12 protein-coding genes are annotated in these 12,027 nt (G+C 64.3%); 10 read left to right on the top strand and 2 right to left on the bottom strand.

Annotated features, from left to right (window positions below; genetic code table 11):
* The first annotated feature begins 46 nt into the window (after nt 1-46).
* On the top strand, nt 47-988 hold the full coding sequence (locus BCL93_RS04830; RefSeq protein ID WP_112053565.1) for an IS1595 family transposase: 942 nt from the start codon (nt 47-49) through the stop codon (nt 986-988).
* Nucleotides 989-1,194: 206 nt separating this feature from the next.
* Here BCL93_RS04830 and BCL93_RS04825 read toward each other — a convergent pair whose 3' ends face one another.
* Both BCL93_RS04825 and BCL93_RS04820 read right to left on the bottom strand, forming a co-directional pair.
* On the bottom strand, nt 1,195-2,478 hold the full coding sequence (locus BCL93_RS04825; protein ID WP_112053964.1) for an HlyC/CorC family transporter: 1,284 nt from the start codon (nt 2,476-2,478) through the stop codon (nt 1,195-1,197).
* Between the two features lie 91 nt (nt 2,479-2,569).
* Nucleotides 2,570-3,364, bottom strand: coding sequence for a cytochrome C assembly family protein (locus BCL93_RS04820; protein ID WP_112053963.1), 795 nt, complete (start codon nt 3,362-3,364; stop codon nt 2,570-2,572).
* Nucleotides 3,365-3,573: 209 nt separating this feature from the next.
* Between BCL93_RS04820 and ffh the strand changes: the two genes are divergently transcribed.
* The 9 genes from ffh (at nt 3,574) to thrC (ending at nt 11,938) form a co-directional block, all read left to right on the top strand.
* Nucleotides 3,574-4,992 carry a signal recognition particle protein gene (gene ffh, locus BCL93_RS04815; RefSeq protein WP_112053962.1) on the top strand — a complete coding sequence of 473 codons (1,419 nt, stop codon included), beginning with the start codon at nt 3,574-3,576 and terminating at the stop codon, nt 4,990-4,992.
* A gap of 135 nt (nt 4,993-5,127) precedes the next feature.
* Nucleotides 5,128-5,376, top strand: a complete 249-nt coding sequence (rpsP, locus tag BCL93_RS04810) for a 30S ribosomal protein S16 (RefSeq protein WP_092528883.1) — start codon at nt 5,128-5,130, stop codon at nt 5,374-5,376.
* Between the two features lie 45 nt (nt 5,377-5,421).
* A complete protein-coding gene (gene rimM / locus BCL93_RS04805; RefSeq protein ID WP_112053988.1) occupies nt 5,422-5,958 on the top strand; it encodes a ribosome maturation factor RimM in 537 nt (178 codons plus the stop codon).
* Nucleotides 5,959-6,030: 72 nt separating this feature from the next.
* Nucleotides 6,031-6,807 carry a tRNA (guanosine(37)-N1)-methyltransferase TrmD gene (gene trmD, locus BCL93_RS04800; protein WP_112053961.1) on the top strand — a complete coding sequence of 259 codons (777 nt, stop codon included), beginning with the start codon at nt 6,031-6,033 and terminating at the stop codon, nt 6,805-6,807.
* A gap of 133 nt (nt 6,808-6,940) precedes the next feature.
* A complete protein-coding gene (rplS, locus tag BCL93_RS04795) occupies nt 6,941-7,297 on the top strand; it encodes a 50S ribosomal protein L19 (RefSeq protein ID WP_112053960.1) in 357 nt (118 codons plus the stop codon).
* A gap of 92 nt (nt 7,298-7,389) precedes the next feature.
* Nucleotides 7,390-8,286, top strand: a complete 897-nt coding sequence (gene xerD, locus BCL93_RS04790) for a site-specific tyrosine recombinase XerD (RefSeq protein ID WP_112053959.1) — start codon at nt 7,390-7,392, stop codon at nt 8,284-8,286.
* 2 nt (nt 8,287-8,288) lie between these two features.
* Nucleotides 8,289-9,020, top strand: a complete 732-nt coding sequence (locus BCL93_RS04785) for a DsbC family protein (protein WP_112053958.1) — start codon at nt 8,289-8,291, stop codon at nt 9,018-9,020.
* Nucleotides 9,021-9,118: 98 nt separating this feature from the next.
* Nucleotides 9,119-10,435 (top strand): homoserine dehydrogenase, encoded by a 1,317-nt coding sequence (locus tag BCL93_RS04780; protein WP_112053957.1) that lies wholly within the window; start codon nt 9,119-9,121, stop codon nt 10,433-10,435.
* 114 nt (nt 10,436-10,549) lie between these two features.
* On the top strand, nt 10,550-11,938 hold the full coding sequence (gene thrC / locus BCL93_RS04775) for a threonine synthase (protein WP_112053956.1): 1,389 nt from the start codon (nt 10,550-10,552) through the stop codon (nt 11,936-11,938).
* The last annotated feature ends 89 nt before the right edge of the window (nt 11,939-12,027 follow it).

The raw sequence follows: 12,027 nt of genomic DNA, 5'->3' as shown, positions 1-12,027 counted from the left end.
CAGGCTCTCCTATACTGATGTTATGTCCAGTAGAGGAGGTCGCGTCATGGCACGCAATCCTATCCAGTTCCAGCCCGGCCTGTCGCTGCCGGCATTTCTCGAGCAGTACGGCACCCAAGCGCAGTGCCAGGCAGCCCTCTTCCAGCATCGCTGGCCTAGGGGGTTCGTGTGCCCCGACTGCGGCAACAACACGGGCTGCCAGCTGTCGCGGGGGCTCTACCAGTGCCATCGCTGCCATCATCAACCCTCGCTGACCGCCGGTACCATCTTCCATGCCACGCACCTGCCATTAACCACCTGGTTTCTGGCCATCTATCTGCTGACCCAGCGCAAGAGCGGCATCTCAGCGCTGCAGCTGTCCCGGGAACTCGGCGTCAGCTACAACACCGCCTGGAAGCTCAAGCACAAGCTGCTGCAGGTCATGCATGAGCACAACCAGGGCGAAAAGCTCTCTGGACGCATCGAGCTGGATGACGCCTATCTGGGCGGTGAACGGCCGGGAAAGCGCGGTCGCGGCGCTGAGCACAAGTTCCCGTTTGTGGCGGCCGTGCAAACCGACGAGGAGGGCCATCCGCAGCGTGTTCAGCTTCGCCGCTTGAGCGGTTTTACCCTTGCCGAGATACGTCGCTACGCTCAACAGGCCATTGCGCCCGGCAGCCATGTCATCAGCGACGGTCTCGGATGCTTCCTGGCCTTCGATACGCCCACCTATGTTCATGAGCGCCACATCACCGGCGGTGGGCGTGCCAGCGTGGCGAATCCGGCGTTCAACTGGGTCAACACGCTGCTCGGCAACGTCAAGAACGCGATCACCGGCACTTACCATGCCATCCGCGGGCCGCACGCCCCACGCTACCTGGCCGAGTTCGAGTATCGTTTCAATCGGCGCTATGACCTTAAGGCCATGATCCCGCGCTTTCTGACGGTGGCGGCGAGAACGCCGCCAATGCCGTACCGGTTCCTGAAGATGGCTGAATGTTATGCGTAATCAGGTAAAGCAAAGAGCCGCGTTGTCTGACAACGCGGCTCTTTGCTTAGGTGACGTCTTGCTTAGGTGACTTCTAGAGTAGATGACATCTTGCGCCGATCACGTCTGAGATGACGCGCAGGCATCCGGGATCAGCGGCACCTGGTCGGGGTGTTAGGCCCGAGGGCTTAAGCCCCGCCCCTCAGTGCCGAACAGGGCCGTGGGTGTCATTCCTGGCGGGCGGCGCGGCGCACATGCTGCCAGCAGCGCGCCGAGGTGATGACCTTGTCCCTCACCTCGATGATTTCCATGCGCACGTTGCTGACCTGCAGGCAGGTGGGGCCTTCGGGGAAGGACTCGAGGTGCTCAAGGATCAGGCCGTTGAGGGTCTTGGGGCCGTCGGTGGGCAACTGCCAGCCCAGTGACTTGTTGAGTTCGCGGATATTGGCGGTGCCCTCGATCACGTAGCTGCCGTCATCCTGCAGGTGCATTTCCTGATGCATGCCCGCCATGTCGGTGGTGAACTCGCCGACGATCTCCTCGAGGATGTCCTCCAGCGTGACCAGGCCTTCCACGTCGCCGTACTCGTCGACCACGATGCCGGTGCGCCGCTTCTGCTGCTGGAAGTTGAGCAGTTGCGTGTGCAGCGGCGTCGACTCGGGGATGAAGTAGGGCTCCCGCGCTTCCTGCACGATGGCGGCCTTGGTGACCTCGTCCTTGGACAGGAAGCGCGCCGCGTTGCGCAGGTGCAGCATGCCGATGATGTTGTTGATGTCGCCCTTGAAGACCGGTACTCGGGTGTGCTGGCTCGTGCGGATCTGCGCCAGGATGCTCTCGAGTTCATCTTCGAGATCGATGCCCACCACCTCATGACGCGGCACCATGATGTCGTTCACGGTGACGTTCTCGAGATCGAGGATCGACAGCAGCATCGCCTGGTGGCGACGCGGGATCATGGTGCCGGCTTCGTGCACCACGGTGCGCAGCTCATCCCGGGTCAAGTGGTCGCCGTTGCCGGTCAGGCTCTTGACGCCGATCAGGCGCAGCAGGCCGTTGGAGATGGTGTTTACCAGCCACACCAGCGGATAGAGCACCTTGAGCAGTGGCTCGAGCGCCACGGATGCCGGGTAGGCGATGCGCTCGGGCTTGATCGCCGCATAGGTCTTGGGACCGACCTCGGCGAAGATCAGAATCACGATGGTCAGGATCAGCGGTGCAATGGCCGGGCCGGTGACTTCGCCGAAGTAGTGGATGGCCAGCACCGTGGCCAGCGCCGCCGCCAGGTTGTTGACCAGGTTGTTGCCGATCAGGATCACGCCGATCAGCCGGTCGGGCCTGGCCAGAAGGCGCAACACGCGCTTGGCAGGACGATCACCGCTGTTGGCCTGGTGGCTGACGCGGTAGCGGTTGATCGACATCATGCCGGTCTCGGAGCTCGAGAAGAACGCCGACAGGCAGACGAGCAGAAACAGCAGGCCGAACAGTAGTCCCAGCGGGAAATCGTCACTCAAGATGAGAAGGTCCTCGAAGACAGGTCAGGCTTGTTTGTAGGGATTCCCCCGGAGACTGTCAAGGCACGGAAGACGCCCCGGGCGGTCGGTTTCAAGAGAAGATTACCTCGACCGCGAACTTGGTGCCGAAGTAGGCCAGCAGCAGCAAGACGCCGCCACCCAGGGTCCAGCGTACCGCCTTTAGCCCGCGCCAGCCCAGCCAGTGATGGCCGATGAGTAGGGCGGCGAAGATCACCCAGGCGGCCAGCGACAGTACGGTCTTGTGAACCAGGTGCTGAGCAAACAGGTTGTCGACGAACAGGAAGCCGCTGGCGATAGCCAGGGTCAGCAGGATCATGCCGGCCCAGATCAGCTCGAACAGCACCCGCTCCATGGTCGTGAGCGGCGGCAGAGTCTGAACGACGCCGCTGATGTGGTGATGGCGCAGGGCCTGGTTCTGCCAAGCCAGCAGCATGGACTGCACGGCCGCGATTGCCAGCAGCGCAAAGGCAAGGGCCGAGCTGATGACATGCAGGGCGATGCCCGGCGTGATATGCCCCTGGTGCTCGCCGCCCGGCCAGGCCACGGCAGTCACCAGGGTCATCGCCGCGACAGGGAATACGCCGACGGCGGCATTGAGTACCGGCTTGGCCAGGCTGACCAGCATCAAGAGCGCCGTGACCAGCGCGCTGACCATCACCAGGCTCGGTGACAGGCCAAGCCACAGGCCGCCGGTCTCGCGGATCACCACGGCAATCACCAGGCCGTGGAAAGCCAGCGCCAGGGTGCCGAGGCCGCGTACCAGCTTCGGGCGCTGGGGGACACGGCGCAAGAGCGTCAGCGCCTGCCAGGAGGCAGCGCCCAGGTAGAAGGCTATGGCCAGAAGGGCAAAGGGAAGCGCCTGCATCGGTTGCTGTCCATCGCCGTCGACAGCGGCGTCTCGCGAGTGGAAATTCAGGAAGGGGTCACTATACCGAATCCCCCCGGTCGCGCCCAGCCGGGCGCCCGCGTGCTGCTCACATGTGATGCCCGGTCCGTGCGGCTGGCGCATGGAGACTGGCGGCGGGAAGGCGTATAATCGCCGCCCAAAGCCAGGCATCCCTGCCGGAGGGCCCCATGTTCGAGAGTTTGACAGAGCGTTTATCGACGACGCTGAAGTCCATCAGCGGTCAGGCCAAGCTGACCGAAGATAATATCAAGGATACCCTGCGCGAGGTGCGCCGTGCGCTGCTGGAGGCCGACGTGGCCCTGCCGGTGGTCAAGGCGTTCATCGACAAGGTGCGCGAGCGCGCCGTTGGTCAGGAGGTCTCGAAGAGCCTCTCGCCGGGCCAGCAGTTCGTCAAGATCGTCCAGCAGGAGCTCGAGGCGATCATGGGCGACGGCACCGAGGGGCTGTCCCTCAAGGGCTCGCCCTCGGTGATTCTGATGGCCGGCCTGCAGGGCGCGGGCAAGACCACCTCGGTGGCCAAGCTCGCCCGTTACCTGCGCGAGCGCGAAAAGAAGAAAGTGCTGGTGGTCTCCGCCGACGTCTATCGCCCGGCGGCCATCGACCAGCTCGAGACGCTGGCCGGTGAGGTCGAGGTCGACTTCTTCCCGTCTTCTTCCGATCAGAAGCCGGTGGCGATTGCCGAGGCAGCCCTCAAGCACGCCAAGATCCAGTTCCACGATGTGGTGATCGTCGATACCGCCGGTCGACTGCATGTCGACACCGACATGATGGACGAGATCCAGGCCCTGCACCGTGTCTGTGCGCCGCAGGAAACCCTGTTCGTCGTCGATGCCATGACCGGCCAGGACGCCGCCAATACCGCCAAGGCCTTCCACGAGGCCCTGCCGCTGACCGGCGTGATCCTGACCAAGGCCGATGGCGATGCCCGCGGCGGTGCCGCCCTGTCGGTGCGCCATATCACCGGCAAGCCGATCAAGTTCATGGGCATGGGCGAGAAGGTCGATGCCCTCGAGCCCTTCCATCCGGACCGCGTGGCCTCGCGCATCCTCGGCATGGGCGACGTGCTGTCGCTGATCGAGGAAGCCGAGCGCACCGTCGACAAGGGCAAGGCCGAAAAGCTCGCCAAGAAGGTCAAGAAGGGCGACGGCTTCGACCTCGAGGATTTCCGCGACCAGCTCCAGCAGCTCAAGAAGATGGGCGGCATGGGCGGCCTGATGGGCAAGCTGCCGGGCATGGGGCAGATGGCCGATATGGCCAAGGGCCCGGGCCCCGAGAAAGAGTTCGGCAAGCTCGAGTCGCTGATCAACTCGATGACGCCCAAGGAGCGCCGTCGTCCGGAGATCATCAACGGTTCTCGCAAGCGCCGCATCGCCGCCGGTGCCGGCCTGCAGGTGCCCGACCTCAACCGTCTGCTGAAGCAGCACAAGCAGATGCAGAAGATGATGAAGAAGGTCGGCAAGAAAGGCGGCATGCAGAAGATGATGCGCGGCATGTCGGGCATGATGGGCGGCGGTGGCCCGGGCGGTCCCGGTGGCATGGGTGGCCCCGGTGGTATGGGCGGCCCGGGCGGCCTGCCGCGGCGATGATTGCCGCTCGGCACACAAAAGGTTCCCAAGAGGCATCGATTTCCGTAGAATGTCGCGTCTTCGTGGCAGGACCGCGCGACAGCGCGCGGCCGAAGACCAATTTTCAGCAACTCCAACCGAAGGACAGATAACGCAATGGTTACCATTCGTCTGGCACGTGGTGGCGCCAAGAAGCGTCCCTTCTACCACCTGACCGTAAGCGATTCTCGCAAGTCTCGTGACGGCCGCTTCATCGAGCGCGTCGGCTTCTTCAACCCGGTCGCCCGCGGCCAGGAAGAGCGCCTGCGCATCGATCTTGACCGTATCGCCCAGTGGCAAGAACAGGGTGCCCAGGTCTCTGCGCGCGTCGCTGAGCTGGTCAAGGAAGCCCGCAAGCAGGCCTGAGCCTGAATTGCGGTCGCTAGATACGGTATCTAGGTGGTAATGGCCATGACCCAAGACGCAACGACAGGCGCCGGCAGTGACCAGCACGTGGTGCTGGGCAAGCTGACCAGCACCTACGGTGTGAAAGGCTGGCTGAAGGTGTATTCATACACCAGCCCGATGGACGGCATCCTCGACTACCCCGAGTGGCAGTTGCGGCTCGACGGCAAGCTGGTCGACCGGAAACTGGCGCAGGGGCGTCAGCACGGCAAGGGCCTGGTGGCCCAGCTGGATGGGGTGACGTCACGCGAGCAGGCAGAGCAACTGGCGGGCGCAGAGATTCTGCTGCCTAAACAGTCGCTGCCGCCGCTCGAGGCGGGCGAGTATTACTGGCATCAACTGGAGGGTCTCCAGGTCACCACAAACGACGGCGAAAGCCTGGGACATGTGGCCTACCTGTTCGAGACCGTCGCCAACGACGTGATGGTCGTCAAGGACGCCGACGGCAAGGAGCGGCTGCTGCCGTTTTTGCCCGACGAAGTGGTGCTTGAGGTGGACCTGGCCGCCGGTGGCATGACGGTGGACTGGGATCCCGAATTTTAAGACGTCCTGGTGACGCCCTCCTCGATCGCTGCCCGTGGGCAGCCCAGAGGAGCTAGGCCTGGAAGAAACGCTGTGTGGATTGGGGTCGTATCGCTGTTCCCGGAGATGTTTGATGCCATCACCCAGTATGGGGTGACGGGACGGGCGGTCAGACAGGGGTTGCTGGAGCTCGAGTTCTGGAATCCCCGGGACTATGCAACCGATAACCATCGCACGGTGGATGATCGTCCCTACGGGGGCGGACCAGGCATGTTGATGAAGGTCGATACCCTGCGCCATGCCATCCATGAGGCGCGGGCAACGGCCGAGAGCAGTGCCGGCCAGCCGGCCCGGGTGATCTACCTGTCGCCACAGGGGCGACCTCTGGATCAGGCGGGCGTGCAGGCGCTGGCCGACAGCGGCCCCCTGGTGGTGGTGGCTGGACGCTATGAAGGCATCGACGAGCGCGTGGTGGAAGCCGATATCGACGAGGAAGTCTCGATCGGCGACTACGTGCTGAGTGGTGGTGAGCTGCCCGCCATGGTGATGGTCGATGCCCTGGCCCGACTGGTGCCTGGTGTGCTGGGCCATCAGGCGTCGGCGGAGGAAGATTCCTTCAACGACGGCCTGCTGGATTGCCCGCACTATACGCGCCCCGACGAGATCGACGGGCGACGGGTGCCGGATGTACTGCTCAGCGGCAACCACGCGGCGATTCGCCGCTGGCGGCTGAAGCAGTCATTGGGCCGCACCTGGCTCAGGCGCCCAGACCTGCTCGAAGGCAGGACCTTGGCGACTGACCAGCAGGCACTGCTCGATGAATTCATCGAGGAATACGCCAGCAAGGCGGAGGTGCAGGAGCCTTCCTGAAAAGGCTTGAGGCATGCGCGCCGTGCCCCTGCGTCATACACAGAGCGATTCCCGCGCCATCCTCAAGGATTCGCGCCGGGATCACCGCCGACGGCTTAGGCCGAAGGCGATACAAGTTATCGAGGAGCTAGCAATGAGCAGCAAGAATTCCGTGATCCAGGCGATCGAATCCGAGCAGATGGGCAAGGAAATCCCGGCCTTTGCCCCGGGCGACACCGTTGTCGTTCAGGTCAAGGTCAAGGAAGGTACCCGCGAGCGTCTGCAGGCCTTCGAAGGCGTCGTCATCGGCAAGCGCAACCGCGGCCTGAACTCCGCCTTCACCGTGCGCAAAGTGTCCCACGGCGTTGGCGTCGAGCGTACCTTCCAGACCTACAGCCCGCTGGTCGACTCCATCGAGGTCAAGCGTCGCGGTGACGTGCGCCAGGCCAAGCTGTACTACCTCCGCGAGCGCAGCGGCAAGTCCGCACGCATCAAGGAAAAGCTCTCCTAAGCCGGGAGATGCTTCATGTCGAAACCCCGTCACCGCTCGCGCGGGGCGGGGTTTCGTCGTGTCTGGGCGGGGAAATATCATGAGGGCGCTGCATGAGCGATCACACCGAGACCCTGCGGGAGCGCTTTCTCGATGCCCTGTGGCTCGAGCAGGGCGCCAGCGACAATACCCTGGCCGCCTATCGCCATGACCTGGCCGCCTGGGCTGAGCGACTGGCCGAGCGCAGCGAGTCGCTGCTCGACCCCGCCCCCCAGGCACTGCCTGACTGGCTAGACGCGCGCCGTGCCGCCGGCTATCAGCTGCGCTCCAACGCCCGGCTGCTGTCGAGCCTGCGCCGTTTCTACCGCTGGGCGCTGGTCGAGGGCCTGATCGATACCGACCCGCTCACCGAGGTGCGCCTACCGCCGGTCCGGCCGAGCCTGCCTCGCACCCTCGACGAGGACGAGGTCGAGCGGCTGCTCGAGGCGCCGGATACCGACACCGCCCTCGGGCTTCGTGATCGCGCCATGCTCGAGGTGCTCTATGCCGGTGGCCTGCGGGTATCGGAGCTGGTGGGCCTGACCACCGACGCGGTCAACCTGCGTCAGGGCGTGGTGCGCGTGCTGGGCAAGGGCGACAAGGAGCGGCTGGTGCCGCTCGGCGAAGAGGCCATCGCCTGGCTGGAGCGCTATCTGCGTGCCGGGCGAGGGGCGCTGATGCGCGATATCACCAGGCCCCCCTTGTTCCCCGGGCGCAGCGATGGCTTCATGACGCGTCAGACCTTCTGGCATCGCATCAAGGCGCATGCGCGCACCGCCAGCATCGGCAAGCCGCTGTCGCCGCATACCCTGCGGCATGCTTTCGCCACGCATTTATTGAATCATGGAGCCAACTTGCGTGTCGTACAGCTGTTGCTGGGTCATAGCGACCTGTCGACGACCCAGATCTATACCCATGTGGCCCAGGCGCGCCTGGAAACGCTGCATGCTGACCATCATCCTCGAGGTTGACCATGAATCGACTGCTGCTTACCGCGACTGGCCTGTTGGCCGGCCTTTTCACCGCCCAGGTCATGGCAGCGCCGCCCCAGGCCCTGACCGATAGCCTCACCGTCAACGGTGAATCGATGCCTGTCGAACAGGTGCTGGAGACCCCCGTCGCGGGCCTCTGGGAGGTGCATCTGGCCAACGGTGAAACCTTCTACAGCGATGCCGCCGGCGATCATTTCATCGTCGGTGATATCTACAAGAATGGCGCCGATGGCCTGGTGAACCTGAGCGAGCAATCGCGCAACGCCCAGCGCGCCGCGCGCATCGCCGCCGTGCCCGAGAGCGAGCAGGTGATCTTCCGTAGTGACGAAGCGCCAAAGGCGACGATCCACGTCTTCACCGATACCACCTGCCCCTACTGCCAGCGCCTGCATGAAGAAGTGCCGGCGCTCAACGACCTGGGCATCGCCGTGCATTACCTGGCATTTCCGCGCGCCGGCGCCGGCTCAGAGGGCGCCCGGTTACTGAGCCAGGTGTGGTGTGCACCGAACCCGGCCGAAGCAATGAGCGCAGCCAAGCGTGGCGAATCGTTGGATATCGCCCCCGACTGCGACAATCTGGTCGAGTCACAGTATCATCTGGGCATGGAGCTCGGCGTGCAGGGCACTCCGGCCATCGTGCTGCCTGACGGGCGCCTGGTGCCGGGCTACGTGCCGGCCGAGCGGCTGGCGGAAATGCTGGACCTGAATGGCTGAGAACTGAACGTCTGAGCGATCTGGCGGCTGCATTCGCGGTCGTCCTGACGCGGCGTCGACAAGGCGAACAATCGAGTATCTGCAAAGGGAGCAAAACGTTGAAATCGGTCAGAGTGGGAATCTGTGGTCTGGGCACCGTGGGTGGCGGTACTTTCAATGTGCTGATGCGCAACGCTGATGAGATCGCGCGTCGGGCCGGTCGCCCGATCGTGATTGAGCAGGTGGCGATGCGTCGCGAAAATCCTGACTGCGATACCACCGGCGTCAAGACCACCAACGATGTATTCGAGGTGGCCCGTAATCCCGACGTCGACGTACTGGTCGAACTGATCGGCGGCTACGAAGTGGCCCGCGAGCTGGTGCTGACTGCCATCGAAAACGGCAAGCATGTGGTTACCGCCAACAAGGCACTGATCGCGGTGCACGGCAACGAGATCTTCCAGGCCGCCCACGAGAAGGGCGTCATCGTCGCCTTCGAGGCGGCGGTGGCCGGCGGCATCCCGGTGATCAAGTCGCTGCGCGAGGGCCTCGGCGCCAACCGCATCGAGTGGCTGGCCGGCATCATCAACGGCACCGGCAACTACATCCTCACCCACATGCGTGACGAGGGCCGCGCCTTCGAAGACGTGCTGGCCGAGGCCCAGGCGCTCGGTTATGCCGAAGCCGACCCGACCTTCGATGTCGAAGGCATCGACGCCGCGCACAAGCTGACCATCCTGGCCTCCATTGCCTACGGCGTGCCGCTGCAGTTCGACAAGGCCTACACCGAAGGCATCTCGCGGATCACCTTCGACGACGTCGAGCAGGCCGACAACCTCGGCTACGTGATCAAGCACCTGGGCATATCCAAACGCACCGAGTCCGGCTTCGAGCTGCGCGTACATCCGGCGCTGGTGCCCAAGGAGTGTTTGCTGGCCAACGTGAACGGGGTCAAGAACGCCATCGAGGTGATGGGCGATGCCGTGGGGCCTACCATCTACTACGGCGCTGGCGCCGGTGCTGAACCGACCGCTTCGGCGGTGGTCGCCGACCTGCTCGATGTGGCCCGCGACATCAGCACCGAGCACCGCTACCGTGTGCCCTACCTAGCCTTCAGCGGCATCGGCGAGAGCGACAACGACCTGCCGATCCTGCCCATGGAAGAGATCACCACCGCCTACTACCTGCGCCTGCTGGCGGTCGACCGCCCCGGCGTGCTGGCACGTGTGGCGACGATTCTCTCCGAGCAGGGCATCTCCATCGAGGCGATCATCCAGAAGGAAGCCATCGAAGGCGAGCTGGTGCCGATCATCCTGCTGACGCATCGCACCCGCGAGAAGCACATGAACGAGGTGATCCGTCAGCTCGAGTCGCTGGCCGATATCGCCGGTTCGGTGACCCGCATCCGCGTCGAGACCCTCGACGAGAACGCCTAACAACGACAATCGGCGGGCCTGACCGTCACCACAAGCGACGGGCCCGATCGTGCGCTGGACCACGTGCCTCGCCTCTCGACCAGAGTGGTTGGGGCGCACACACAGGATCGAACGATGCGTTATATCAGTACCCGCGGGCAGGCGCCCGCGCTGTCCTTCGAGGAGGTCGTGCTGACCGGCATGGCAAGCGACGGCGGTCTCTATGTGCCGGAGACCGTTCCTCAGCTGTCCAAGGAAGAACTCGCCGACATGGCCGGCTGTTCCTACGCCGAGATCGCCTTTCGGGTGATGAAGCCGTTCGTCAACGGCGAGATCGACGACGACACCTTCCGCGGCTTGGTCAAGGACGCCTACGCGACCTTCAGTCACGACGCCGTGGTGCCGCTGAATCAGCTCGACGCCAACCACTTCCTGCTCGAGCTATTCCACGGCCCGACGCTCGCCTTCAAGGACGTTGCCCTGCAGCTCCTGGGCCGGCTGCTCGATCACTTCCTGAAGAAGCGCGGCGAGCGCGCGGTGATCATGGGCGCCACCTCCGGCGACACCGGCTCGGCGGCCATCGAGGGCTGTCGTCACTGCGACAACCTGGATATCTTCATCCTCCACCCGCACAACCGCGTCTCCGAGGTGCAGCGTCGCCAGATGACCACGGTGCTGGCCGACAACGTCTTCAACGTCGCCATCGAAGGCAACTTCGACGACGCCCAGGCGATGGTCAAGGCGAGCTTCGCCAATCAGGACTTCCTGAACGGTACCCGGCTGGTGGCGGTCAACTCGATCAACTGGGCGCGCATCATGGCCCAGATCGTCTACTACGTAGCCTCTGCGGTAGCGGTCGGCGCCCCGCATCGGGAGGTCAGCTTCTGCGTGCCGTCGGCCAACTTCGGCAACGTCTTCGCCGGTTACATGGCCTATCAGATGGGCCTGCCGGTCAAGCAGTTCATCATCGCCACCAACGCCAACGACATCCTGCACCGCACACTGGCCGCCAACGACTTCTCCAAGCAGGAGCTGGCCGCGACCCTGGCGCCGTCGATGGATATCGTGGTGTCGTCGAACTTCGAGCGTCTGCTGTTCGATGCCTACGACCGTGACGGTCATGCCGTGGCCGCCCTGCTCGAGCGCTTCCAGCAGCAACCTACGGCGCTTGCCGAGGCGCCGCTGGCCAAGCTGCGCGAGAAGTTCGCGAGCTACAGCGTCGATGATGCCACCATCCTCGAGGTGATCCGCGAGGCGCACCATCGCACTCACGAGATCCTCGACCCGCATACCGCTACCGGCTATCGGGCCGCCGAGCGGGCGCGGGCCGACGCCGCCACACCAATGGTGACGCTCGCCACCGCCCACCCGGCGAAGTTCGCCGAGGCGGTGGTCAAGGCGGGCTTCCCGGGCGTGCCGCTGCCGCCGCACATGGACGATCTGCTCGAGCGCGAAGAGCACTACACGGTGTTGCCCGCCGAGCTTGCGGCCGTGCAGCGCTTCGTCGCCGACCAGCGTCGCTGAGCCCGCCCGGCTGAGTTCACCACTACTGAGCCGTCACGACGCCCGGTCCGCCGGGCGTTTTTCGTCATCACCTTCCCGTGCCCTCTGAG

Origin of the sequence: Onishia taeanensis, from assembly GCF_003268885.1 — a bacterium.
Lineage (GTDB): Bacteria > Pseudomonadota > Gammaproteobacteria > Pseudomonadales > Halomonadaceae > Onishia > Onishia taeanensis_A.
The sequence above is the reverse complement of the archived record's forward strand: the minus strand, read 5'-3'. Positions and strand labels throughout refer to the sequence as shown.

Coding starts and splice junctions, on each gene's coding strand:
- BCL93_RS04830 (WP_112053565.1), top strand. CDS start 47: ATGGCACGCAATCCTATCCAGTTCCAGCCCGGCCTGTCGCTGCCGGCA.
- BCL93_RS04820 (WP_112053963.1), bottom strand. CDS start 3,364: ATGCAGGCGCTTCCCTTTGCCCTTCTGGCCATAGCCTTCTACCTGGGC.
- ffh (WP_112053962.1), top strand. CDS start 3,574: ATGTTCGAGAGTTTGACAGAGCGTTTATCGACGACGCTGAAGTCCATC.
- rpsP (WP_092528883.1), top strand. CDS start 5,128: ATGGTTACCATTCGTCTGGCACGTGGTGGCGCCAAGAAGCGTCCCTTC.
- rimM (WP_112053988.1), top strand. CDS start 5,422: ATGACCCAAGACGCAACGACAGGCGCCGGCAGTGACCAGCACGTGGTG.
- rplS (WP_112053960.1), top strand. CDS start 6,941: ATGAGCAGCAAGAATTCCGTGATCCAGGCGATCGAATCCGAGCAGATG.
- xerD (WP_112053959.1), top strand. CDS start 7,390: ATGAGCGATCACACCGAGACCCTGCGGGAGCGCTTTCTCGATGCCCTG.
- BCL93_RS04785 (WP_112053958.1), top strand. CDS start 8,289: ATGAATCGACTGCTGCTTACCGCGACTGGCCTGTTGGCCGGCCTTTTC.
- thrC (WP_112053956.1), top strand. CDS start 10,550: ATGCGTTATATCAGTACCCGCGGGCAGGCGCCCGCGCTGTCCTTCGAG.